Annotated in this window: 19 protein-coding genes and 2 pseudogenes; 11 read left to right on the plus strand and 10 right to left on the minus strand. The window is 71.3% G+C overall.

Annotation, left to right across the window (positions count from 1 at the left end; translation table 11 throughout):
* Positions 1 to 3: 3 nt before the first annotated feature.
* Both ABZ815_RS24260 and ABZ815_RS24265 read right to left on the minus strand, forming a co-directional pair.
* Positions 4 to 231: a hypothetical protein gene (locus ABZ815_RS24260; protein WP_357701492.1), complete on the minus strand. Its 228-nt coding sequence runs from the start codon at positions 229 to 231 to the stop codon at positions 4 to 6.
* Between the two features lie 324 nt (positions 232 to 555).
* Positions 556 to 1,155 carry a helix-turn-helix domain-containing protein gene (locus ABZ815_RS24265; protein WP_357701494.1) on the minus strand — a complete coding sequence of 200 codons (600 nt, stop codon included), beginning with the start codon at positions 1,153 to 1,155 and terminating at the stop codon, positions 556 to 558.
* A 76-nt stretch (positions 1,156 to 1,231) separates the two neighbouring features.
* Between ABZ815_RS24265 and ABZ815_RS24270 the strand changes: the two genes are divergently transcribed.
* Positions 1,232 to 1,618: a DUF4345 domain-containing protein gene (locus tag ABZ815_RS24270; protein ID WP_357701496.1), complete on the plus strand. Its 387-nt coding sequence runs from the start codon at positions 1,232 to 1,234 to the stop codon at positions 1,616 to 1,618.
* A gap of 182 nt (positions 1,619 to 1,800) precedes the next feature.
* Here the strand turns inward: ABZ815_RS24270 and ABZ815_RS24275 are convergent, their stop codons facing one another.
* A complete protein-coding gene (locus tag ABZ815_RS24275; protein ID WP_357701498.1) occupies positions 1,801 to 2,343 on the minus strand; it encodes a hypothetical protein in 543 nt (180 codons plus the stop codon).
* A gap of 365 nt (positions 2,344 to 2,708) precedes the next feature.
* Between ABZ815_RS24275 and ABZ815_RS24280 the strand changes: the two are divergent.
* The 4 genes and pseudogenes from ABZ815_RS24280 to ABZ815_RS24295 form a co-directional block, all read left to right on the plus strand.
* Positions 2,709 to 3,617, plus strand: a pseudogene (locus ABZ815_RS24280) (FAD-dependent oxidoreductase); the annotation flags it as partial.
* Positions 3,618 to 3,762: 145 nt separating this feature from the next.
* On the plus strand, positions 3,763 to 4,065 hold the full coding sequence (locus ABZ815_RS24285; RefSeq protein ID WP_357701663.1) for a hypothetical protein: 303 nt from the start codon (positions 3,763 to 3,765) through the stop codon (positions 4,063 to 4,065).
* Positions 4,066 to 4,389: 324 nt separating this feature from the next.
* Positions 4,390 to 4,776, plus strand: coding sequence for a metalloregulator ArsR/SmtB family transcription factor (locus ABZ815_RS24290; RefSeq protein WP_357701500.1), 387 nt, complete (start codon positions 4,390 to 4,392; stop codon positions 4,774 to 4,776).
* Positions 4,773 to 5,831 (plus strand): ArsO family NAD(P)H-dependent flavin-containing monooxygenase, encoded by a 1,059-nt coding sequence (locus ABZ815_RS24295; protein ID WP_357701502.1) that lies wholly within the window; start codon positions 4,773 to 4,775, stop codon positions 5,829 to 5,831. The genes ABZ815_RS24290 and ABZ815_RS24295 overlap by 4 nt, the downstream gene beginning before the upstream one ends.
* Here ABZ815_RS24295 and ABZ815_RS24300 read toward each other — a convergent pair.
* Together ABZ815_RS24300 and ABZ815_RS24305 are read right to left on the minus strand one after the other, a co-directional pair.
* Positions 5,828 to 6,223, minus strand: coding sequence for an ACT domain-containing protein (locus tag ABZ815_RS24300; RefSeq protein WP_357701504.1), 396 nt, complete (start codon positions 6,221 to 6,223; stop codon positions 5,828 to 5,830). The genes ABZ815_RS24295 and ABZ815_RS24300 overlap by 4 nt on opposite strands.
* A gap of 61 nt (positions 6,224 to 6,284) precedes the next feature.
* Positions 6,285 to 6,620 carry a sulfocyanin-like copper-binding protein gene (locus ABZ815_RS24305; RefSeq protein ID WP_357701506.1) on the minus strand — a complete coding sequence of 112 codons (336 nt, stop codon included), beginning with the start codon at positions 6,618 to 6,620 and terminating at the stop codon, positions 6,285 to 6,287.
* A 428-nt stretch (positions 6,621 to 7,048) separates the two neighbouring features.
* Here ABZ815_RS24305 and ABZ815_RS24310 point away from each other — a divergent pair.
* From ABZ815_RS24310 to ABZ815_RS24320, 3 genes and pseudogenes are all read left to right on the plus strand, one after another.
* Positions 7,049 to 7,183, plus strand: a pseudogene (locus tag ABZ815_RS24310) (FAD-dependent monooxygenase); the annotation flags it as partial.
* 26 nt (positions 7,184 to 7,209) lie between these two features.
* Positions 7,210 to 7,788 (plus strand): FAD-dependent monooxygenase, encoded by a 579-nt coding sequence (locus ABZ815_RS24315; RefSeq protein ID WP_357701651.1) that lies wholly within the window; start codon positions 7,210 to 7,212, stop codon positions 7,786 to 7,788.
* A 147-nt stretch (positions 7,789 to 7,935) separates the two neighbouring features.
* Positions 7,936 to 9,111: a hypothetical protein gene (locus ABZ815_RS24320; protein WP_357701508.1), complete on the plus strand. Its 1,176-nt coding sequence runs from the start codon at positions 7,936 to 7,938 to the stop codon at positions 9,109 to 9,111.
* A gap of 89 nt (positions 9,112 to 9,200) precedes the next feature.
* Here ABZ815_RS24320 and ABZ815_RS24325 read toward each other — a convergent pair whose 3' ends face one another.
* On the minus strand, positions 9,201 to 10,025 hold the full coding sequence (locus ABZ815_RS24325; protein ID WP_357701510.1) for a hypothetical protein: 825 nt from the start codon (positions 10,023 to 10,025) through the stop codon (positions 9,201 to 9,203).
* Positions 10,026 to 10,115: 90 nt separating this feature from the next.
* Here ABZ815_RS24325 and ABZ815_RS24330 point away from each other — a divergent pair, with 90 nt between their 5' ends.
* Positions 10,116 to 13,169 (plus strand): tetratricopeptide repeat protein, encoded by a 3,054-nt coding sequence (locus ABZ815_RS24330; RefSeq protein ID WP_357701512.1) that lies wholly within the window; start codon positions 10,116 to 10,118, stop codon positions 13,167 to 13,169.
* Positions 13,170 to 13,403: 234 nt separating this feature from the next.
* On the opposite strand, the gene ABZ815_RS24335 is transcribed toward ABZ815_RS24330, so the two are convergent.
* From ABZ815_RS24335 to ABZ815_RS24345, 3 genes are all read right to left on the minus strand, one after another.
* Positions 13,404 to 14,774, minus strand: coding sequence for a UDP-glucose/GDP-mannose dehydrogenase family protein (locus ABZ815_RS24335; protein ID WP_357701514.1), 1,371 nt, complete (start codon positions 14,772 to 14,774; stop codon positions 13,404 to 13,406).
* Positions 14,775 to 15,000: 226 nt separating this feature from the next.
* On the minus strand, positions 15,001 to 16,044 hold the full coding sequence (locus ABZ815_RS24340; protein ID WP_357701516.1) for a serine hydrolase domain-containing protein: 1,044 nt from the start codon (positions 16,042 to 16,044) through the stop codon (positions 15,001 to 15,003).
* A gap of 325 nt (positions 16,045 to 16,369) precedes the next feature.
* Positions 16,370 to 19,813, minus strand: coding sequence for a protein kinase (locus tag ABZ815_RS24345; protein WP_357701518.1), 3,444 nt, complete (start codon positions 19,811 to 19,813; stop codon positions 16,370 to 16,372).
* A gap of 301 nt (positions 19,814 to 20,114) precedes the next feature.
* On the opposite strand from ABZ815_RS24345, the gene ABZ815_RS24350 reads away from it, so the two are divergent.
* A complete protein-coding gene (locus ABZ815_RS24350) occupies positions 20,115 to 20,810 on the plus strand; it encodes a hypothetical protein (RefSeq protein WP_357701520.1) in 696 nt (231 codons plus the stop codon).
* A complete protein-coding gene (locus ABZ815_RS24355) occupies positions 20,807 to 21,766 on the plus strand; it encodes a LysR family transcriptional regulator (protein WP_357701522.1) in 960 nt (319 codons plus the stop codon). The genes ABZ815_RS24350 and ABZ815_RS24355 overlap by 4 nt, the downstream gene beginning before the upstream one ends.
* A gap of 116 nt (positions 21,767 to 21,882) precedes the next feature.
* Here ABZ815_RS24355 and ABZ815_RS24360 read toward each other — a convergent pair whose 3' ends face one another.
* Entirely contained in the window at positions 21,883 to 23,109 is a 1,227-nt protein-coding gene (locus ABZ815_RS24360; protein ID WP_357701524.1) for an MFS transporter, read from the minus strand.
* Between the last annotated feature and the right edge of the window lie 11 nt (positions 23,110 to 23,120).

Genomic DNA, 23,120 nt, shown 5'->3' on the forward strand with positions numbered 1-23,120 from the left:
GGATCACGAGCCGGGAGCTCGTTGTGTGTGGCAGGAGGCCGGGCGCCGGAACAGGGAGAACACGCCGGCCCAGCAAGCGGGTCCGAAGACGGCCCCGGCGCCGCCCGCCGCCAGAAGAACGGGGCAGAACGAGGGATGGGTGACCGGGGCGTCCACCGGCTTGTGCCCGCCCGTGTTCGAGGCGCTGTAGATGTCGACGCCCGGAGCGGCGATCGTGATGTACGAGCGCACCTGGGAGAAGTCCGCCCGCCTCCCCGTCCGGCCCCGTCGCGGCCACGCCGGTTGCTCCGGGAAAGGCGGCCGGGGACGACGCGACGTTGTCGGCGTCGGTGGCCAGGGAGCCCGTCGATTCTCCGTTGCCCGAGCCGGCGAGCAGGAGTGCGCGCTTACCTACGGCATGGTCCACCGCGGCGGCTTCCTCTTCGTGCGGCGCGAAGTCGGCCCATGCGTCGGTGCCGAGCGACATCGAGATCATCTTAGCGCCCCTGCCGGCCGCGGACCGGATGCCCTTGGCCGGCGCCGGCGGCCGGGGGAGCGACGTCCGCGACGTGTCTCTCAGCGGCTCGTCGGGTTCTCGGCGAGCAGTGGTTCGAGGGCGCCAAGGGCCGCGCCGACGCAGATGTCGCGTAGCTGATCGCGCGTGCAGGTCTCGCGGGTGAGCCAGTCGACGCACAGGACCTGGACGAAGACCAGCCAGCTCTTCAGAACCCCGGAGACGGCCTCGCGAACGTCGTCGCCCGCGAGCGGAAGGACCGCCAGCAGCCTCGCCCGGAGTGCGTCCAGCTCGTTCGACATGATCGTCTGGATCACCGGATCGCCCGCGAGGACCCGGTTCGCGGCGAGGACGGCGTTGCGGTTGGCCACGAAGTAGTCGAGATGGACGTCCATGCCCTGCGCGAGCTGCTCCCGCAGTGAGTGGGCGGGGTCGAGCCGCGTCTCGGCGAGCAACTGGTCCGCGGCCTGCTGGTACACGGCGGCGAAGAGGGCCTGCTTGCTCGGGAAGTGCCGGTAGAGCAGAGCTCGTGACACGCCGGCCTGCTCGGCGACCTCTTCCATCAGCACGTCGGCGTAGGGGTGAGCGGCGAAGAGCCGGGCGCCGACGGCGAGGAGCTGGGCGTGGCGCCCGTCAGGGGTGAGTCGCTGGCGTGGAGGCATGGACCAAGCCTAGTTGACACACGTCTACTAGCGCGGGCACCGTAGTAGACACATGTCAACTAAGGCGGGAGAAATCATGGTCAAGGCGCTCCGTACGCTCGCTCAGTTGATGGGGTGGGCCTGCGCGCTGATCGGCCTGCTCCACGTGGCGCTCGGCAACGCGGCGATCCCCGGCGCCGCTTCCGCGGGGCCGACGATCGACAGCTGGGGCCGGTTCATGGGGGCCGCCTTCGTCGGCTACGGGCTGGCATGGGTGTGGGCGGCGCGGCAGCGCCCGATCCCGGCGACGGTGGTGCGGTGGCTGGCCGCCGTCTTCCTGCTGGGCGGCGTGGGCCGGCTGCTCTCGCTCGCCGTGTCCGGCCGGCCGCACGGGTTCCAGCTCGTACTGGCGGTCATCGAACTCGTTCTGCCGCCGATCTTCTTCTGGCTTGCCGACAAGGAGGAGCGCGCCTACTCGGCCTGAGCGGCACGGCGGAGGCGCTCGCGGGCGCCACTTCACCGTGCCGGGCGCCACCCGCGGGAAGTCCGGTACTCCTTCCAGGTCGTGGAGTGCCGGGATCGCGCGGCGCTGATCACCACTGCCGCCACGGCCGTTCTCGTACCTGCTCTGTCTCGCCTTGGTCGCGAGCGCCGCGACCGGCGGGCTCAGCTCCAGGTCGCCCGCTTGAGAATCGTGCCGAGCCGGCTGTCGCTCCACTGGTCGAAGATGAGGATCTTCGACTTGGGCAGGTGCCAGATCCGCTCCTCATAGGAGACGCCGGTCCGCTTGGCCGACTGCGTCGTGCAGCCGACGCGCCAGACGCGGTAGGTGGCCTGGTGTCCCGCGCCGACCGGGCGGAGACCGCGGGCGACGAGCTTGCCGGGGAAGTCCTCCACGTAGCGCTTGTCGGGGGCGCAGGCCGCGAGGCCGTTGCCCGGGTGGTACGGCTCCTCGGCGTCGTAGGGGTTGCCGTGGCGGGCCAGGGAGATGCCCTCCGGCCCGACGAGGTAGAACCCACGGCACTCGACGGCGAGCCGGTCGCAGCCGCCGGTCTTGACGTGGACGCCCCACCTGTCTGCTTTCCCGACTTTCCAGGTACTGGGGATCTGGAGCGTCATGCCGCGGAAGGTCAGCGGCTTGGTCGCCGCGCTCTGTGCGGGTGCGCCGGTGAACAGGAGGGAGGCGGTCACAACCAGGGTCGTCAACATGATCCCGAGGCTAGGGAAGCCCACTTGTGGCTCGGCTGCAACGCTCTTGTAGCGCGCTCGAACGGGCTGCCGGGCGAGCTCTCGGTGGACGACCAGCCCGACGACGCTCCGCCGGAACGCCCATGCGGCCCGCCAGCTAATTTGACTTCCATCTAAGCAGTGACGGATGATGACTCCTGATTAGATGAACTTCTATCCAAAGAGGTGCGTCATGCGTGGCTTCACACGTCGACAAGGCCACCTCGCGGGTGTGCGACCTCGACTGCCGCGCCGATGCCCGCCTCTGCGTCACGTCTCCGTCCTTCCGCTGAGCCCTCTCGCCACCTGGAGAAACAGTCATGAGTGACAGTTGCTGCGGCCCCACCATGATCGCGATCGAGCAGGTCACGACCCCTCGGCAGGCCACCTCAGGGCGGCGGGACGACCTGCCCGTGGTCGTGATCGGCGCGGGCCCCGTCGGCCTGGCCGCCGCCGCGCACCTGGCCGAACGCGGCATCGACTTCCTGGTCCTGGAGGCCGGCGAGCGGATCGCCGCGTCGATCGCGCAGTGGGGACACGTGCGGGTGTTCAGCCCGTGGAAGTACGACATCGACGCCGCCGCCCGCCGCCTGCTGGAGGCCGACGGCTGGAGCGCCCCCGACCCCGAATGGCTGCCGACCGGCGCCGAGATCATCGATGACTATCTCGCCCCGCTGGCCGAGCTGTTCGGTGACCGGGTGCGTACCGACGCCCGAGTGACCGCCGTCAGCCGCCTCGGCTACGACCGGGTGCGCACGGCAGGCCGCGAGCAGGCCCCCTTCCTGGTCCGCCTGGCCGACGGCGGCGAGTTGCAGGCAGGCGCGATCATCGACGCCTCCGGCACCTGGACCACCCCGAACGCCCTGGGCGCCTCCGGCCTGCCCGCCCATGGCGAGAACGAGGTGTCCATCGACCACGCCCTGCCCGACGTCCTCGGCACCGACCGCCACCGCTACGAGGGCCGGCACGTTCTGGTCGTCGGCGCCGGCCACTCGGCCGCCACCACACTGCTCGCCCTGGCCCAACTGGACGACACCCCGATCACCTGGGCCATCCGCGCAGGCAACGCCGGCCGCGCCTACGGGGGCGGCGACGCCGACGCCCTCCCGGCCCGCGGCGCGCTCGGCACCCGCCTGCACGCCCTCGTCACCTCCGGTCGCATCCAGCTCCTGACCGGCTTCTTCACCCACCAGGTACGTGCCACCGGCGACGGCGTCGAAGTCACCAGCCGCACCCCCTCCGGCACCGAGCGGACGATCACCGTGGACCGGATCGTCGGCGCGACCGGCTACCGCCCCGACCACTCCATCGCCGCCGAACTACGCCTCGACCTCGACCCCGTCCTCGGCTCCACCCGCGCCCTGGCCCCGCTCATCGACCCCAACCGTCCCCCCACACGGCGTGGACGAGCTGGCCCACCCCGAGCCCGGCTACTACGCCATCGGCGTCAAGAGCTACGGCCGCGCCCCCACCTTCCTGCTCGCCACCGGATACGAGCAGGCCCGTTCGGTCGTCGCCGCGCTGGCCGGCGACTGGGAGGCCGCCCGCGACGTGCAGCTCGACCTGCCCGAGACCGGGGTGTGCTCCTCCGGCCTGGCCGAGGACCAGGAGCAGCGGGTCGGCCTGGCCGGCGGCATCAGCGGCGGCCTGCTCTCCGCCCCGCTGCCCCTGGCCGCCGTCTCCACCGGGTCCTGCTGCGGCTGACACGTCCGAAGCCCCTGGAAGGACGGTCCGAGGAATACCCCACGGCGGCCCAGCGAGAGGCGCTCCGCCTGCGATCACGGCCCGCTGGACCCGCCCCGACCCGGCGAGCGCCTGCTCGCCGGCCTCGGGCGGACCACCCAGGACGGGCGGGCGACGATCGGCTTCGGGGTGGGCGCCATCACGCTGGCTCACCTGCCGGCCGAGCGCTACGGCACCACCGCCTTCGTCGGCCTGTCGGTACGGGTGGGTGACGAGCGCGGTGGTCGTGGCGTTCGCCTACCACCGCCTATAATTTAGACCGGCATCGAATTAAGGAGTCGCGTCATGGCAGCCCCCGCCACCACCCAGTGCTGTGCGCCGATCGCCCGCGAGCCGCTCGGCGAGGTCGACGCCGCCGAGCTGGCCACGCTGCTCAAGGCCGTGGCCGACCCGGTGCGGCTGCGCCTGCTGTCGATGATCGGCTCCCACCCCGGCGGCGAGGCGTGCGTGTGCGACCTGACCGGCGTGTTCGACCTGACCGCCCCCACGATCTCCCACCACCTGAAGGTGCTGCGCACCGCCGGGCTGATCGACGGCGAACGCCGCGGCACCTGGGTCTACTACCGGATCATCCCCGAGACGGTGAACAAGCTGGGCGCGCTGTTCGCCCCGCTCGCCGCCCCCGCCAAGGCGCAGAACGGCCCGGTGGACGTGGAACTCCTCACCGTATGACTGACGCGGCACGCCTGGCCGATGTCGTGGTCATCGGCGCCGGGCAGGCCGGGCTGGCGGCCGGCTACCACCTGCGGCGGGCAGGCGTCGACTTCGTCATCCTGGACGCCCAGCAGACGCCCGGCGGAGCCTGGCAACATGCCTGGCCGTCCCTGCGGCTGTTCTCGCCCGCGCAGTACAGCTCCCTGCCCGGCCGCATGATGCCGATCCCGGCCGACGGCGGCTACCCGGACGCCGCCCACGTCGTCGCCTACCTCACCGACTACGAGCAGCGTTACCGGCTGCCGATCGTCCGTCCCGCCGCCGTGCGGGCCGTGCGGCGCGCCGGCCCGCGCCTGGCCGTGGACAGCAGCGCCGGCACCTGGCACGCCCGGATCGTGGTCAGCGCCACGGGCACCTGGTGGCGTCCCTACGTGCCGCACTACCCCGGCATCGGTGACTTCCGCGGCGAGCAACTGCACACCGCCGGCTACCGCGGCCCCGAGCCCTTCCACGACCGTCGGGTGCTGGTCGTGGGCGGCGGCAACTCCGCCGCGCAGATCCTCGCCGAGCTCTCCCGGGTCGCCCCGACCACCTGGGCGACACTGCGCCCGCCCCGGCTGCTGCCCGACGAGATCGACGGCCGCGCCCTGTTCGACCTGGCCACCCGCCGCCACCGGGCCGCCCTGACCGGACAGAACGCCGAGAGCATCGCCGACCTGGGCGACATCGTCGCCGTCGCGCCCGTACGCGAGGCCCGAGACCGGGGCGCCCTCAAGGCCGAGCCCATGTTCTCCCGCATCACCCCCGACGGGGTGGCATGGGCCGACGGCAGTACGGCGGCGTACGACGTGATCGTGTGGTGCACCGGCTTCCGTCCCACCCTGGCTCACCTGTCCCCGCTACGGCTGCGCGGCCCCGGCGGCGCGATCCCCACCGACGGCACCCGCGCCCTGGCCGAACCGCGCCTGCACCTGCTCGGCTACGGCGACTGGACCGGCCCCGCCTCGGCCACCCTCATCGGCGCCGGCCGCACCGCCCGGCAACTGGCCGCGGAGATCACCGCCCAGCTCTAGTGCCGTGGCCCGGCTTCGCCGTCCTGGCTCTTCACCTGGTGCCCTGCTTCCTCAAGGACGGTGATGGCCTGCTGTTTCCTCGGCTCGGGAACCAGAACCAGGTCGGCATGGAAAGTCGAGGCCACGAATACCGGGATCGCCGCCTCCGCCAGCGGCTTGACGATCGCGGACAGCATTCCGGGAATGTCCAGGCCGTGTGCTGTGGCACCTCCGTAGAAGCCGATCCACTGCTCCGCCGTGTCCGCACCTCTGGCCTCACGGACCACGGTCAGCCCTTCCGGAGCGCGGACGAGCACCAGCCAATCGTCCTCGGGCACCCCGTCCTGCGGCAGCTGCTCGACGGCGAATGCGGGAGACATGATGCTGAGATGCTGAGCGGTGGATGCGTCCATGGGCATGTGTCTACCGTAGGACCGCCGTTCGCGCGGACCTCGGCCTGATCAGGCCCATGGCCTAACCGGTGACGTCGAGTTCGGCGTACATGCCGGCCGCGTAGTGGCCCGGGAAGTTGCACAGCAGCTCGTATCGGCCCGGCCGCAGTGTCAACGTGGTCCAGCTCGTGGATCCGGGAGCTATGCCGTTCCCGGCGCCCGCCCCACACGTACGAGACGCCTCGCCGAGGCTGCCCGCCTCGCTGACGCGCCCGTCCGAACCGGTCGCCCGCTGCCCCGGCGCGTGCCCCGCCGGGAGCGGCAGCACGACGACCTCGTGGGCGAGGGTCCCCTCGTTGTACGCACGCAGCGAAACCTTGCCGGCGGGGACGCTTGAAGGCGTGGCCGTCAGTCTCATCCGCGTGCCGTGCGGCCCTGAGCCGTACGGGCCTTGAGTGCCGGGCATCATGCCACCCGGACCGGGAGTTCCGTACGGTCCGGAATCATGGGGGCCAGGGCTCATCATGCCTGACACAGTGTCGGCGAGGGCCACATCCACCACACGCCCTTGAAGCGGTGGCGCAGTGCACGCAGGTTGCTGATGCGGCTTGACCACCGCTCCTCCCAAGCCGATGGCCGCGTACATGACGGCGCTCATCGCTGCGTAACTCATCCTGGGCAGCCACATGCTCGGCACCTCCGTCGCTCCGCCTCCGTTCGAGGCCGGCCGTCCTGAGGTTCTGGGTGAGGACGCCTCACCCAGGCCCCCTGCCCGAACGGAGCCAGGGCATGCCACGCCCACCTCCACCTCGCGACCCACCGGATGCGAGAGGTGGGATCGGATCGATGGCGGCGGACTACCTCGTCGCCGCTGACGGGCACCGCAGTGGGGTGCGTACGGCGCCAGGCGTCGATCGGCACGGTCCTGGCAGCCTCGGGCACAACGTCAGCATCATTTTCGACGCCGACCTCGGCGATCTGGCCGACCCCGCGATGCCCAGCACATCCTGTTCAACGACCAGGGCAGTGGCCTGTTCACCACCATCGACCACACGATTGACCGACACCTGTACAGCGTCACCTACGACCCGGCCACCGGGGCCTCACCCGAGGACTTCCCCACCGAGCGTTGTACCGGACTGATCCGCCTGATCCCCGCACTGCCGGACCTCGAACCGCGGATCAAGGCGGTGGCGCCGTGGGAGATGGCGGCCATGGTGGCGGATCGGTTTCGGGTGGGGCGGGTGCTGCTGGCCGGGGATGCGGCGAAAGTCACCCCACCCAGTGGCGGGATGGGCGGCAACACCGCGATCGGTGACGCCTACGACCTGGCCTGGAAGCTCGACTCGACGGCCAGGCCGGGACTGCTGGACCGCTATGACGGCGAGGGCGGTGCCGGGGCCTTGGCCGCGGATGGGATCCGGCATCTTGCGCTGCTCGAGCACGAGGATCTTGAGCGGCCGGCCCCGGCGGGCCTGGCTGAGGAGTTCCAGGGTTTCGGGCGCCTCCCAGGCGGTCGGGTGCCGCCGGACGCGTCGGCCCGCGAGGCGGTGCATATGACGGACAGTTCCGGAGCGTGCACTTAGCGCATGTCAAGGTGCTGAGGGTATTGCCGAAGCGTCCTGTTATAGCCCCCTTGGGCGCTCTTGTTGTGCCCTCGCCTTGACGTTTGGATCACCTAGGAGTGCTCTTCCGTGCCGCCGCCTGTTCTGCCAGGAGAAGGAGTCGCGACCTTGACCATGCTGACCTACACCCTCATCACGGACCCGGCACCCTTGGCGGCGTCCGAGGCCGGGCGGCAGTCCAAGTCCACGGGGACGGTGTACCTGCTCGTCACGAACACCGGGCAGACGGCGTACGCAACGATCAAGGTGACGGTTCCCGTCGGCACCGGCGCCGGCCACCTCACCGACGACTTCACCACGATCACGCCCAAAGGCGAGCACACCGACGTCAAGACCGGCCGCACCCGTGCGGTGACCGTCCAGGGGCAGAGCTTCGCCTTCCAGGTCAGCGATCAGGGCAGCGCGATCACCTTCGGTCCCGGTGACCACATGGTGGTGACGCTGGAGAACGTCGCTGTCGCTCCCCAAGCCGGGCTGGCTGTGCTGCGGGTGACCGAGGCCGCCGGCAGAAGCAAGAGTGGGGGACTGCGCAACAGTGACACGGCGGTGGCGGTGGTGAAGACCGCGCCGAAGGAGATACCGGCGCCGCACGGCTTCCGCGCGGACAACGTCGTGGTGGACGCCGGAACAACGGTCACGCTGAACTGGGAGGGATCCGACGACTTCACGTACGAGATCTTGTTCCCGGGTGGCCGGAAGCCCGTTCCCAAGGTCGAGCACACCGGGTCGCACGGCCCGTACTCCTTGGTGCTGGACGCCGCCGACGCCCCGAAGCGCGACACCACCTACACCCTCGTCGCCGGCTTCGGCACCCGGCGGCACACCGTCACCACGACCGTTCAGGTGCGCGATCCCATCCTGGGAACCCTCACCGCCGTCGATGGCGTCACCACCCCGCGGTTGGAGGGATCGACCAAGGGCGACGGAAGCATCACCCTCCTCCCAGGCGGGGTGAAAGTCTGGAGCACAGGCAGCTCCAACGCGCCGGGCACCGTGTTCGCCGACAAGGCCGACCTCAACGGCGTCAACACCACCTGGGTGCAGGGCAGAAGCACTGACGACGGATGGATCGCCTTCTCCAGGTTCGGTCTGCAGGTGTACACGGGCGGGACGGGCACCGCCACCCCTGGCTCCGTGTACGCCGACTCCATACGCGCGAAGGACGCCCCCTATGGGCAGGGTGGCGGGTGGATCAACCTCCACGACGAAGGGATGACCGTCTACCTGTCGAAGGACGGGAGCAACGGACTGGGGAGCGTGACGGCCCGCGACTTCAACCGCTGACCTCGACTCCTTGCGATCGCCTCCCAGGCCACCGCCCGCCTGCCGGTCGATGGCCTGTCTCGTTCGCGGTGGATCGACAGGGGCGGGGTTCAGTCGTGGAAGCGGCCCTCACGCGTGTACGTGCAGGACAGGCAGTTGGGGTCGGAGCCCCAGGTGTCGTCCTGGATGATCCTGCGGTAGCGGTTGATGATGCCCTTTTCGACGTGCTGCTCCTGCCCCGGGTACACCAAGGTGTCACTTTGCTCCGCCCACTTGCTGAGGGCGTTGTTGAAGTAGAAGAGCCGATGGTGGGCGGCGATCTGGGGCGGGTTGCCGGCCGAAAGACAATTGATGAGCCAGCTGTCGGCGTTCACGTACTTGCCGCCGTAGCTGGAGGAGTAGGAGTCCCTGGGCAGCATGCCGGGGTGGCCCACGTCACGCCAGTGGTACCAGGGGTAGTAGGTCTTGTTGCAGTTGACCGCGCCGGACATGGTCGGGACCGCGGGGGTGGCGAGGCCGTCGACCTCCACCAGTTCCTTGGTGACCGTCCGGCGCTGCAGCTCGGCCGGCAGGGGCTTGGTGCCATGGGCCTCCACCAGCCGCTGCGGGACCGCGACCGAGGCCGGGGTGATCTTCAGGTACGTCTCGAGGAAGCTGTCGCCACTGTCGCGGGCGAACAGACGGGCGCGGCCGATGAAGGCGGTCTGGACGAGGCCCACGTCGCCGGACGGCCGGCTGTCGTTGAACTCCACGGTCAGCCCGTTGCCGTAGCGGAGCAGCGCGAGCTTGACCTCGGCGTCCGCCTCTTCGGCGATCGGCGCCGCCCTCAGTTCTTCCGCTGTGGGCTCGCTCATGGCCTTCGTCGAGGCGGTGGCCGGAGCGTTGAGCAGGAGAATGCCGGCGCTCGCCGCGAGCAGGGCTGGAATGACTCTCACGATCTTCTCCTCGTCGTTCGGGACTGAGAACGACGGTAGGAACGGAGCTTTCAGTTGCCTTAAAGTCCAGCCCGGCAGATACTTCTCGCTGTGACGGCGACCGAGCCTCTGCTGCCACGAGGGCAACTCACCGCCCTTTTCGATCAGATCCCGCGACACCGGCTCACCGTGGTGACCGGTGGCCCGGGCGGCGGTAAGACCTCGGCCGTACGCGGCTGGACGCGGGCCCGGCCTGATCATCCGGTGGCATGGCTGACCTGGGCTGACGATGCCACCCTGATCGAAGAGAGCTGCCAGGCCCTGGGCGCGCCGGCCGGGTGGATCCGCTCCGCCGGACTCGCCACCGAGCTGGCCGCCGCCGTCTCCCGGCCGACCGTCCTCGTCATCGACGAGGTGGAGCGGATCGAGCCGGGCACCCCTGGGGCGCGCCTGCTCGAAGAGTTCTGTCACCACGGCGGCGACGACCTTCACCTGGTGTTGATCTCACGCTCCGCCGTGCCCTTCCCGATCCAGCGCCTGCGCGGCCTGGGCCATGTCTTCCAGGTGTCGGCGGAACAGCTGGCCTTCACCCCTGCCGAGACCCGCTCACTCTCCTCGATCGTTCTGGGGTCGGACGACCTGGCGGAGGAGGTTCACGAGCTCACCAAAGGGTGGCCGGTCGCCGTACGGCTGACGCTGAGCTGGCTGAGCGGCCTGCCCCTGTCGGACCGTGCCAGACGGATCGCTGCCACGCCGCTGTTCGACTATCTGGTCGAGGAGGTGGTGAAGGACGAGCACGAGGAATTCCTCCGCGCGACCGCTCGGCTGCCGTGGTTCACCGACGAGCTGTGCCAGGCGATGGGGGTCGCCGTCTCCCGCGAGGAGCTCCGCGCTCTGGCCGCTCAGCACATCCTGATCACGCCCTGCGATCAGGGCTATGTGGTGTCGACCTTGGTCCGGGAGTTCATGGGTGAGGTCGGCCGGGTGCCGGCGGCGGCCCATTGGTATGAGTCGCATGGGTTCGTCCGGGAGGCGCTGGCGGTTTGCGACGAGCCCGGCCATCGGGTGGCGATGATCGAACGGTGGCATGCGTCGCTGCTGGCCGAGGGGCACGCGGCTGAGCTCGTCCGGGCTTGCGTCGCCGTACCGGAGAAAGCGCGGACGTGTGCCGTGGACATGGCCGAGGGACAGGCCCGCCAGGTTCAGGGGGACTGGGCCGGCGCGCTGGAGTGCCTGCGCCGTGTCGATGCCACTGACCCCGCGGTGGCCTGGCGGATGGGGATGATCTATTACCAGCGGGGGGACTACAAGGCGGCGTTGTCGACGTTCGAGCCGGCCGGCGGCTTCGACGGCTCGGCGTTTCCGCTGCCCTCCTCAAGCTCCTCCGACCGGGCGATGTTGCTCGCCTGGTCCGCCAGCGCTCGCTGGCTGGTCGGCGAAAGCGCGGAGGCGACCCAGTTGGCCGAACAGGCCCTGGCGATGGCCACCCTCTGCCAGGACGAACGCGCTGCCGCCTGCGCCCACACCGCGCTGGCCATGGTCACCCACGACGCCGGCGACGGGGCCGGCAGCGAACGGCACAGCGCCCTCGCCCTCGCCGCCGCGGAGAGCTCAGGAGACCTGTTGTTGTCCGCCCGCATCCTGGCCAACCGCGCCGCGAGCCGCGCGGAGGAGGCCCGCTACGACGAGGCCATCGCCGACTCCGACCTCTCGGTACGGCGAGCGGACCTGGTCGGGGATCCCGTCCAGACCGCGATCGCCCTGCACAACCGCGCCGATGCGCTCATGGGCCTGGGCAGACTCGACGAAGCCCTGGCCGACTTCCAGCGGGCACGCGACATCTTCAGCCGGGTGGGCAGCGACAAGCTCGGCCACCCGCTGGCGGGGCTCGGCAAGGTCTATCTGGAGCGCGGGGAGCTGATGCATGCCCGAATCAGCTTCGAAAACTCCCTGAAGCATGCCGAACAACTCCAGAACGCCCATCTGACCCAGACAGCCCTGGCCGGACTGGCCTGCGTCCACGCGGTCGACGATCCCGCGCTGGCCGTACGACTGGCCGAACGCGCGGTCGCGGCAGGCGGCGGCTCCAGCCGGGTGGACGCGCTCCTGGCCGCCGGCTGGGTCTGGGCAGAGACCGGCGACCGGACCAAAGCCGGCGCCTACGCCCGGTCCGCCCACGAGGCGGCCGTCAGCCGCCGCGACCGGGCCAAGATGGCGGAAGCCCTGGAACTGTCGGCCTTCACCGTGGCCGAATCCCCTGGCGGGCGAGCGGACCTGCTGGCGTCCGCAGCGGAGATCTGGGCACAGATCGGCAGCCCGGTGAACATCGCGCGTAACGCGTTCGCCCGGGCGCGGCTCAACGGCTCCGGCCTCGACGCGGCGGAGCAGGAGCTCCGCCGCGTCGGCCTCCGCGGGCCGCACAGCTCCGGCGCCGGCCTGCTCCGCGCGATCACGCTCCTCGACCATGACGCCGTGCGGTTCTGCATGCTGGGTGGAGTACGGCTCAGCCGCTGCGGCAGCGCTGTCGAATGGCAGTCCCGAAAGGCACGCGACCTGCTGACCTGGCTGGCGTGCCAACGCGGCCGCATTGTCGCCCGGGAAGCGGTGATGGAGATCCTTTGGCCGGGGGAGGAGCCCGCGTCCTGCTCCAACCGGCTTTCGGTCGCTCTGTCCACGGTGCGCTCGGTCCTGGACCCGCAACGGAAGTTCGGCCCCGGGGAGTTCGTCCGCGCCGACAGGTACAGCATCCAGCTGGTCGGACTCCGTACCGATGTCGAGGAGTTCCTCTCCGCCGCCGCCGAGGCGCTCGCCTCCGGAGACGAGGACCTCCTTGTCGCGGCTGAGGCTCGCTACACCGGGGACGTCTGCGAGGACTCTCCCTACGCCGAGTGGCTGGAGCCTCTGCGTGAAGAGGCTCGCGCCGTACACCAGGCCCTGCTCCGCGAACTGGCCTCACTCGCGGAGGCGGCCGACGACCCCGACAGAGCGGTTCGCTACCTGCTCCGCCTGCTCGAACGGGACGCCTACGACGAGGCCGCCCACCTGGACCTGGTTCGAACGCTGACCGGAGCTCGCCGCCATGGTGAGGCCCGTAGACGCTACCGGCTCTATGCCGAGGCGATGAGGGAACTCGACGTGGAACCGGCCCCGCTCAGCCTCACATAAGCGCAGAAACGCGAAGCGTCCCCCGAAGGAACCGCGACCGGACGTCCACAACGACGACGCCACCGCCGCTCACCCCGCTCGACCGCATTTACGCCGTCAACCAGGCCGAGAACCTCCCGCACGGCGTGCCCGAACTCGGCACGCGGGCGGGGCCAGGCTGCGCAGAGTCGGTGGCCGGCGGGGGAGTACCCGCCGAGAGCCCCAGGTCTCGGAACTACGAGGGCCGACGCCTGGTCACGGTCGGCCGACGCTGAGATACGTGAAACCGGCCGAGCGCATTCCTGCCGGATCCAGCATGTTCCGACCATCAAAAAGCACCGGCCGTCGCATCCGCGACACCATTCGCGCCCAATCGACGTCCTTGAGATCGGGCCATTCCGTGACGATGATCGCCGCGTCCATGCCCTCGATTGCGGACTCGGGGCTCGCATGCCGGGTGGTCGACGTCCACGGCTCGGCTTCGGCAGGGCGTGCCATCGGATCCCAACAGTGCACCTCGGAGCCCTCGGCCAGCAAGCGGGCGGCCAGCACCGCGCTCGGCGCCTCCCGCATGTCATCGGTCCCCGGCTTGAAAGTCAGCCCGAGCAGCGCCACCCGCGTGCCCACCAAACTGCCCAGCTCATCTTTGATCTTCTGGATCGCCCGGCGCTTCTGCAGGTTGTTCACCTCGATCACGGCCGACAGCAACTGCAGGTGGTAGCCGGTGTTGTTGGCGAGCTGCCGCAACGCCTCGGAGTCCTTGGGGAAACAGGAGCCACCCCAGCCGATCCCGGGACGCAGGAAGTGCGGGCCGAGCCGATGGTCCAGACCGACGGCGCGGGCCACCTCCTGCACGTCAGCACCGGTCTTCTCGCACAACGTGGCGATCTCGTTGATGAAGCTGATCTTCGTGGCCAGCAGTGCGTTCGAGGCCAGCTTCACCATTTCTGCCGAGCGTACGTCCATCATGACGACGGGTCCGTCCACGTCGGCGTGCAGTTCAGCGACCAGACGGGCCGCGGCCTCATCCGAGGAGCCGACAACGATCCGGTCCGGATGCATGAAGTCGTGGACAGCCATGCCCTCGGCGGTGAATTCCGGGTTCGCGACGTAACCGACGTGTCCCAGGCCGGCCGCGTCCAAGGCCGCCCGGACTCTGGTGCCCGTCCCCACCGGAACAGTGGACTTCACCACGACTGCCCGCAGGTGCGCCGCGCCCTGCAGCGAGGTCACCACCGACCAGACCCGCGACAGATCCGCGTCGCCGGAGGGTGACGGCGGTGTGTCGACGCACACATACGCGACCTCGGCGTCCTGCAGCGCCTCACCAAGGTCCAGGGTGAACGTCAGACGCTCCTTGTTGCGCGCGATCATTTCGCCCAGCCCCGGCTCGTAGATGGGCAGATCACCGGCCTGCAGGAGCCGGATCCTCTCAGGGGCGATGTCCCGGATCACGACCCGGTGACCGAGCTCCGCCAGACAGGCGCCGGTCACCAGTCCGATGTAGCCGGCGCCGAACACAGCGACCCGCTGTTCTGCCTTGGCCTTCATGACCGACCATCCAATTCCGGCGCGGATCGAGCCGCTGCCTGGCAGTTCGTGAGCGATATCTTGAAAGGCGATCACTCTAACGCGTGGTGCGAATCATCATCCGACGGCATGGGGACTCGCGGTCCGGTCGCGGTCGATCCCCTTCTTGAGTGACGCGGTGTTGCCCGATGACGCGCTCGTCGCGGGGCTTTCCACCTCGCCCACAGGGCGGGCAGGAGCGCCGGTCGTCGGTCATGGCACTGATGCCGGCAACGCTCTGACGGGTCTTCCGGCGATCGGAGGCTGTGATCAACGTTGGTGATCATTGGAAGGCCAGTGCGCGAAAGGCGTTGCGGACGGTCATGAGTGGATCGCGGTCGCGGCTGAAGAAGAGCTTGTTGGTGAGCAGGACGGCCCATCGCTCCCGCTCTGTGGAGATCCACAAGGCGGTGCCGGTGAACCCGTAGTGGACGTAGATGCCGTCTTCAGGACAGGTGCCAGGGGCCGGGTGCCAGAACAGGCCGCGGGCCGGGGTCAGGTCGCCGGTGTGGACCTGCAGGGATTCACTCCCCCAAGCCGGGCCGAACCCGACATGCGCCGGCCCAGGCATCGGGGCCAGCAGGTGACGTTGGAAGAGTGTCAGGTCGTGCACGGTGGAGAAGACACCGGCGATGCCGCAGACACCACCGAGCAGCCGGGCGGAGAAGTCGTGAGGGACACCCTTGAGGTGCACGCCGGTCTCCTCGTCGAACTCGGTGGGCGCGCATCGCGCCGCGAGCGGTGCGGGCAGCGGGCCGAAGCGGGTGTGGGACATCCCCAGTGGTTGCCAGATGCGCTGGTGGGCGAGCTGGTCCAGTGGGGTGGCCGTCAGGTGTTCGGCGAGGTAGCCGAGGATGAGGGCGGCGCGGTCGGTGTATTCGACGGCCTGTCCGGCGGGACGATGCAGGGCTTCGGCCAGAACGCCGAGGCGGATGGCCTGGGGGTCGGTGCCATAGAGGCTCTTCAGGTTGGCCCGCAGAGGAACCCCGGCGGTGTGGGTGAGCAGGTGGCGGGCGGTGACCTGACCGAGCGGGCGGCCGGCGACTTCAGGCCAGAAGGTGCCCAGCTGTTCGTCGAGGGGAAGGACGTGGTCCTGCCACAGCGCGCCGAGGGCGGACCATACCGCGAGGATCTTGGTGAGACTGGCGACGTCGAAGATAGTCTCCATGCTCATCTCGACCTCGGGATGCGCCGGGTCGAGCAGGCCGGTGCGGCCGGAGTGCAGCGTGGTGTCGGCGTCGCCGACGGCCCAGACCGCACCGGGGAAGGTCCTTTGACGTACTGCGTCGGACAGCAGGTGGGCGATGTCGTCGGTGGGGTCGGCCATCGGCTCGGCCTTCCTACGGGATCGGCGGACGATGCCGGCCAGCGTAGTGACCGAATGCCGCCGTAGCGGTGATGTGCGGGCTGACCGCGCCTTCGGTGGCGGGACAGCTGATCTGATCCGCGTGGCAGGGGCCTGAGGCTGACACGGCGGCCGGACTTCAGGTCGAGTCGGCGCAGCCACTTGTACGTGATCCCACATATGCCCGGCGGCAGCGGCCGGTCCCGCGGTCACCGTGGACGCCGGTCACCAGGAGCCCCCATGGCTCTTCGCAGCGGCAGTCGTCACCGCGATCACATTCGGACCCGCACGGAGGCCATGCGTGCGTTCAGCAGAGTTCGCGGTACGGGGCGTCCGGGACGTAGCGTGACCAGTCGGTCCGGGAAGGGGAGCCGCCGACGCGGGCGCACAGCAGGGCGGCGGCGCGGGGGCCGTCGGTGACGTAGGTGAACAGGGCGCCGTCGCCGGTGAGCGCGTACAGGGTGCGGCCGTCGGGGGAGAAGGACAGGGCGAGCACGGGGCCGGCGGCGCCGGGGAACGGGAGGTCGGCGGCCTGGCCGGTGGAGGTGTCGCGTACGCGTACGCGCTGGTCCCGGTCGACGGTGGCGAGGGTGCGGCCGTCGGGGGAGGAGGCGGCGACGATGCCGGATTCGCTGACCAGCGGCGGCTCGATGAGGCGGCCCGTCCGCAGATCGGCCAGGTACAGCGCGTTGACGCCGGTGAGCGCGTACCGGGGGTCGGGCGCGAGGCCGCTCAGCGATCCGCCGACGGCGTCGGTGGTGATCCGCCGGACCGTCCGCCAGGAGGCGACGTCGAGCAGCACGAGCCCGTGGTCGTCGCGCGCCACCACTTCCCGGCCACCGGGGAGGAAGGCGAAGCTCCCGTAGGTCGCGCTCACCGTGTGGGCCGGCCGCCAGGAGGGGGCTGCGGTCCAGAGCTGGGTGGTCCGTTCCTCCTGGCAGGTGCCGGCCGCGCGGTAGGTCGTGGCGGCGGCGAGCGTCCTGCCGTCGGGGCCGAACGTGAGGTCGCCGACCCGCCACAGATCGCCCGGCCGTCGGGTCCGGCGGCCCGGGAGGCGGGCCAGTTCGCGGCCGGTGACGACGTCGCCGATCCGTACGGCTCCGCCCGGGGTGACCGCCGCGAGGGTGGCGCCGTCCGGGCTGAGGGTCACCGTGTGCTCGGGGTCGTTCGTGGTGGCGCACGGCGAGGTCGCCTCCTTGCCCTGGAAGACCAGGGTGGGCCCGACCTGGCGGCGGGTGCGCAGGTCCCACACCCGTACGCCGTCCGGCCCGGCCGTGGCGGCCCGTCCCGCCCCGACCGCCAGCGCCGCCTGCGCGGCCTGCCCGCCCAGCCGATCGGGCGCGGTCCAGGCGGCGACGTCGGCGAACCGTACGCCGCCCGGCCGTACCGTGTAGGCCAGGCCGCGGCCGTCGCCGGTGAACGCCAGCTCCTCCACCAGCGACGGCAGGCCCGGTACGACGGTCGCCGACCGGCGGGCGGGTACGTCCCAGAGCCGCAGGCCCTGGCTGCCCGCGGTCGCCAGCCACCGCCCGCCGGGGTCCGTGGCGAAGCTCTCCACGTGCTCCCCGGCCGCGGCGTGGTCGGCGAGCTCGGCGCCGGTGCCCGTGTCCCAGAAGCGGAGCTCGACGGCGTGGGTGATCAGGGTCCTGCCGTCCGGGGTGAAGCGCAGGGCGCGGATCTCGTCGTCGGAGGGCGGGACGGTGAACGCGCGTGCCGTACGCCCCGACGCGAGGTCCACCAGCTCCACGCGGCGGTCGGCGCCGGCCAGCGCGAGCGTCGAACCGTCGGGGCTCAGGGCCGCCGCCGTGACCGTCTTCCTGGTCAGCGTGCTCACGACAGTGCCGCGGCGCAGGTCGAGCACCGAGACCGGCCTGCCGGAGCTGTACGTGAAGACCGCCGCCCGGCCGCCCCCGGCGGCGAAGGCCGCTCCGTTGCCCACCAGGGGCAGTTCGTGCAGCAGGCGGCCGTCGCGCACGCCGAACACGCGGGCCGTGGACTGGTAGGAGTCGATGGCGAGCAGGAGGGAGGCGTCCGGGCTGAGGAAGCTGTTCGCGCAACAGCCGGGCGAGGCGATCGTGCCCAGCGTCCGGCGCGTGGCCGGGTCGCGGACCGTCGCGCCGTCGCTGTCCCAGGTCAGGACGTGCCCTTGGGCCGACACGGCGAGGTACCTGCCGTCGATGCCCGTACTGACGTCGGCCTGGCCGAGCGAGGCCAGCAGCCCGAGCCGCACCTCGGGCACGGGGGACAGCCGCCAGGCGGCGAGGCTGAGCTGCATCGCCGTGGTGGGTGTGTGCAGGCGCAGCGCGGGCACCCGCGCGGCGAGCCCGCGGGCGATCGCCTCGTCCCGCTGCCCGGTGACGGTGCGTCGCTGCGTCTCGGCCAGCGTGCCCAGGACCGCCGCCACCGCGAACAACGCGGCGAGCAGGGCGAGCAGCAGGGCCCTGCGCCGCCTGCGACGGCCCGCCAGCGCGGCCGAGGCGGCGAGGAACCGCCGTTCGACCGGGTCGAGCCGCAGGTGCCGCCTGGTCTGGCCGGCCCAGCGGTGGTCGCGTTCGAGCGCGGAGCCCTGGTGCAGGTCGGCGTCCTTGTGCCCGTTCGCCGCCCAGGACCGGGCCGCGTCGCGCAGGCGCTCGTGATCGGCCAGGCCGGGACGTTCGTCGGCCAGCCAGCCGCGCAGCCGGTGCCAGGCGACGGGCAGGGCGGGCGAGGCGATGCGCACGCCGTTCGCGTCGCCGGTCAGCATCCCCGCCCGGCGCAGGGCCTCGACGGCGACGGGCGCCGCCGGGTCGTCGCCGAGTTCGTCCAGGGCGGCGGATCTGAGCTGGTCGCCGGGGCCGACCAGGCGTACCAGGAGGCCGGGGACGGCGGCCTGCGCGGGCTCGGGCAACGCCGCGAACGCCTGCTCGGCGCGCTCGCCGAGCGGCGGCCGTACGGCGCCGTTCCTGGCGGCGACGACGCCCGCCGCCCGGCTGCCGGCCTCCATGAGGCTCCCGTGCGCGGCCCGGTGCTCCAGCAGGCCGAGCAGGAGGTCGCGGGTCGCCGGACGCTCTTCCGGCCGCTCGGCCAGCCCCGCGTCCACGAGCGCGCGGAGCGGCTCCGGCAACGGGACGGTGTGTGCCTGCGCCCGGTACGGCGGACGGCCCGACGCGGCGTACAACATGACGGCCGCCCAGCCGTAGACGTCGGCCGCCCCGCCCGCGGGGGCGCCGCGCAGCACCTCGGGGGCCATGTAGAGCGGGGTGCCGACGGCGCCGCCCGGGGTGATCGAGCCGGTGAGCAGCCGGGCGATGCCGAAGTCGATGACCCGGGGCCCGTCGGGGCCCAGCAGCACGTTGTCCGGTTTGAGATCGCGGTGCACCACGCCCGCGCGGTGGACCGCCACCAGGGCCGTGGCCACCCCCACCGCCAGCCGGTGCAGCTCGTCGCCGCGGAAGGGGCCGAGCTCCTCGACGGCCGCGCGCAGGCTCGCCCCCGACACGAACTCGCTGACGATGTACGGCCGCCCGGCCTCCAGGTCGAAGTCGAGGATCCTGGCGGTGCAGAAGGGGGCGATCCTCGACAACGCCCGCACTTCGCCGTCGGGCGGGCGGAGGGAGGCCGCGCCGGCGTGCAGCACCTTGACCGCCACCTGGTCACCGGCCGGCCCGTACGCCTCGTAGACGACCCCCTGGCCACCCGCGCCGAGCCGCCCCGCGAGGGCGTACACGCCGATGCGCCGGGGGTCACCGTCGAGGAGCGGGCTCCAAGCCACGACCCATTGTGTGCGCGAGGCCGTCACGAACGTCAATGCCCGGCCGGTCGGGAGGGCCGGATGGGGGGTCTTCTCCGACCACTACCGGGCGGCGCATGGTCGAGCTGCGGCACGTCGAGGGGTGTGCTCACTTCCGGAGTTCCAGCGGCGCGGCGTGGCTCTGACCCCGGGTGGAGACGCGGGCATGGCCGACGCGGATCGCGTTCGAGAGCGCCGGCGCCGAGATGGACATGAGCGATTGCTCACGGCGCACGCATGGTCCGGTATTGGCGCTCAGACCGGAACGCCGCATAGTGAGGCCATGGACCGACCCCTGCGCGTCGCGGTCATCGGCGACCGCGATCCGGCTTTTCCCCCGCACGTGGCTACCGACGACGCGCTGCGGCATGCCGCCGCGCACCTTGGCATCGGGGTGGATGTCCGCTGGCTGGCCACCGGACCGCTCGAATCCGACCTGGCCGAGGTCAAGGCCGCCGACGTGTTGTGGTGCGCGCCAGGCAGCCCGTACCGCAGCCTGCGCGGCGCACTGGCCGCACTTCGTCACGGCCGCGAGCACAGCCTCCCCACCCTGGGTACGTGCGGCGGCTGCCAGCACATGATCATCGAGTACGCCCGCCACGTGCTCGGCTACGAGGACGCAGAGCACGCGGAGTACGACCCGTACGCCTCCACCCTCTTCGTGACGGAACTGGCCTGCTCGCTGGCCGGCAAGACCATGCCCGTCACCCTGAACCCCGATACCCGGGTGGCCGCACTGTACGGACGGACCGAGGTCGAAGAGGAGTATTACTGCAACTTCGGTCTCGACCCCAGCCGGCAGAAGACCCTGCACGACGGTGGCTTCTCCGTCACAGGAGTGGACGGTGATGGCGAGGCCCGGGTGCTGGAGATTCCCGGCCACCCCTACTACGTGGCCACACTGTTCGTGCCGCAGGCCCGCTCGCGTCCCGAGGCCCCGCACCCGCTGGTCGTCGGCCTGCTGCGCGCGGCGCTATGACCTTCACCCAACTGAGGATCCTGCAGGCGGTCGCACGGACCGGCAACATGACCCGGGCCGCCGAGGAACTGTCCACCACGCAGTCTGCCGTCAGCCACGCGCTGCGCGCGCTGGAGAGCGAGCTCGGGATCGCGCTGCTGGTGCGGGGCAACCACGGGGTGAGCCTGACGGCGGCTGGACGTGCCGTGTGCCGCCGCGCCACGCTCATCCTCACCCAGGTGGAAGCGTTGGAGCAGGAGGTGGCCGCAGCCCAGGAGCATGAGCGTGGCAGCCTACGCGTCGGTGTCATCCCCAGCGCCAACGTCCGGCTGCTGCCGCCGATCCTGCGGCGGTTCGGGGAGTCCTACCCGCAGGTGCGGCTCACGGTGATGGAGGGCTCGGACGACGAGGTGCTGGAGTGGCTCGAAACGGGAGCGGCGGACATCGCAACCGTGTCCGCCGGGGTGGCGCGCGCACAGGCCACGCCGGCCTCGCTCCCCGCAGGGTTGACGGCGCGACCGCTCGCCACCGACCGCATGCTGGCCGTCCTGCCCAGCGGTCACGAACTGGGCGTCCGCGACTCGATACCGGTGGCCGAACTGTCCCGGCATCCGTTCATCATGTCCACGGGCGGCTGTGAGCCTCTGATCACGACACTCGCGCGGGCGGCGGGGGCGAGCCTGAAGTGCCATTACCGGGTGCGCGACACCAGCAGCATCCTCGCCATGGTCGCCGAGGGGCTCGGGGTGAGCATCGTCCCTGAACTGGCGCTGCCCGCCCATCGCCCGGGCGTGCACGCGATCCCGCTGGACCCGGCTGCCGAGCGCACCATCCTGCTCGCCTTGCCCGCGACCCCGCTCCCGACGGCCACCGCCTTCGCCGAACTGGCCCTTACCCTCACACCTCAACCCATCTGCGCCGAAGGGATGGGGCCCGGCAGGGAGTTCGCGGGCCCGGTCCAGGATTCCGTCGTATGAGCCGGAGGCTCCCGCCCCCGCCGGCGTCCAGTCGGAGAGGTCGGAGAGGTCGGAGCCCAGGACTACCGGCTCATGCCCACGCACGGCTACAAATGCGTGGCCGTCGTGAGGGTGGGTCAGTGGCGGGCGGTGGGGAAGCGGCGGAGGGTCGGGCTGAGCGTGGTCGCGGTCGCCACGAGGGCGAGCGCGGCGGCGCAGGCCAGGATGCCGCCGGTCCCCGCCGTGACCAGCGCTCCGCCGAGCAGCGGCCCGACCGCCGCCGCGCCGCCGCCGCACAGCCCCGTGACGCCCGTCAGCCGCCCGCGCAGCGCGTCCGGGGTGACGGTGATCTGGTAGGTCAGGATCGTGGTGTTGGCCAGGGGGACGAAGAAGGCGGCGCAGCCGAGCAGCAGCCCGAGCGGCAGGCCGCTCGGCACGACCGCCATCAGGGCCGTCAGCGCGGCGGTGACCCAGGAGAAGCCCACGATCACCACCGGCGCGGGCAGCGCGGCGTGCAGCCGGTCGGCCAGCGCGGCGCCGAGCAGCCCGCCCGCCCCCATGCAGGCCATGCTCAGCCCGATCACCCCGGCGCCCACCTGGTCCTCGTGGGACGTCGCCAGCACGATGATGATCAGGGCGGTGAAGACCAGGTTGGACAGCAGCATCCACAGCAGCGTCGTCCTGATGACCCGCCGGCCCAGCACCCACCGCAACCCGGCCACGAGGTCACCGCCCGGCCCCCGCTCCTCCCCGGCCGGATCCGGACGCGCGGGCAGCCGCAGGAAGAGCAGCGCGACGGAGGAGAACGCGAGCATGACGGCGTCCACCACGAACGGGATCGCCCGCTGCAGGGCGAACAGGAAACCGGCCAGCGCCGGTCCCACCAGGGTCGCGATGAACGGCCGCGCGGTGTTGGCCGCCACCGCCCGCGAGAGCTGCGAGGCGGGCACCACCTGCGGCAGCGCGGCCTGCTCGGCGGGCTCGAACGCGGCCCCGAGCAGGCCGTCGAGCAATGCCACCAGCAGGATGTGCGGGAAGGAGTAGACGTCCAGCCACACGGCGGCGGCGACGGAGGCCATGGCCAGCGCCCGCCCTGTCTGGCAGATCAGCAGGGTGCGCCTGCGGTCCCAGCGGTCGGCGATCACCCCGGCCGGCAGGTTGGCGATCATGTGACCGGCCGCCACCACCGACGAGGCCAGCCCGGCCTCCAGGGCGGAGCCGGACATGGCCAGGATCAGCAGGGGGATCGCGATGAAGTTGATCTCGTTGCCCAGCTCGGAGAGGAACTGGCCGCTCCACAGCGTGGCGTAGCTCCTGTTGCGCGACAGTGGCGCAGGCGCGGGTTCGACGGCGGAATCCTTCATGGTCGACGTGT

Source organism: Nonomuraea sp. NPDC047529 (assembly GCF_040642995.1).
Lineage (GTDB): Bacteria > Actinomycetota > Actinomycetes > Streptosporangiales > Streptosporangiaceae > Nonomuraea.

Excerpts from the sequence above, each read along its gene's own strand:
- ABZ815_RS24270 (WP_357701496.1), top strand. The coding sequence starts at position 1,232 with ATGGTCAAGGCGCTCCGTACGCTCGCTCAGTTGATGGGGTGGGCCTGC.
- ABZ815_RS24350 (WP_357701520.1), top strand. The coding sequence starts at position 20,115 with ATGGACCGACCCCTGCGCGTCGCGGTCATCGGCGACCGCGATCCGGCT.
- ABZ815_RS24305 (WP_357701506.1), bottom strand. The coding sequence starts at position 6,620 with ATGAGACTGACGGCCACGCCTTCAAGCGTCCCCGCCGGCAAGGTTTCG.
- ABZ815_RS24355 (WP_357701522.1), top strand. The coding sequence starts at position 20,807 with ATGACCTTCACCCAACTGAGGATCCTGCAGGCGGTCGCACGGACCGGC.
- ABZ815_RS24265 (WP_357701494.1), bottom strand. The coding sequence starts at position 1,155 with ATGCCTCCACGCCAGCGACTCACCCCTGACGGGCGCCACGCCCAGCTC.
- ABZ815_RS24290 (WP_357701500.1), top strand. The coding sequence starts at position 4,390 with ATGGCAGCCCCCGCCACCACCCAGTGCTGTGCGCCGATCGCCCGCGAG.
- ABZ815_RS24340 (WP_357701516.1), bottom strand. The coding sequence starts at position 16,044 with ATGGCCGACCCCACCGACGACATCGCCCACCTGCTGTCCGACGCAGTA.
- ABZ815_RS24275 (WP_357701498.1), bottom strand. The coding sequence starts at position 2,343 with ATGTTGACGACCCTGGTTGTGACCGCCTCCCTCCTGTTCACCGGCGCA.
- ABZ815_RS24360 (WP_357701524.1), bottom strand. The coding sequence starts at position 23,109 with ATGAAGGATTCCGCCGTCGAACCCGCGCCTGCGCCACTGTCGCGCAAC.
- ABZ815_RS24300 (WP_357701504.1), bottom strand. The coding sequence starts at position 6,223 with ATGGACGCATCCACCGCTCAGCATCTCAGCATCATGTCTCCCGCATTC.
- ABZ815_RS24295 (WP_357701502.1), top strand. The coding sequence starts at position 4,773 with ATGACTGACGCGGCACGCCTGGCCGATGTCGTGGTCATCGGCGCCGGG.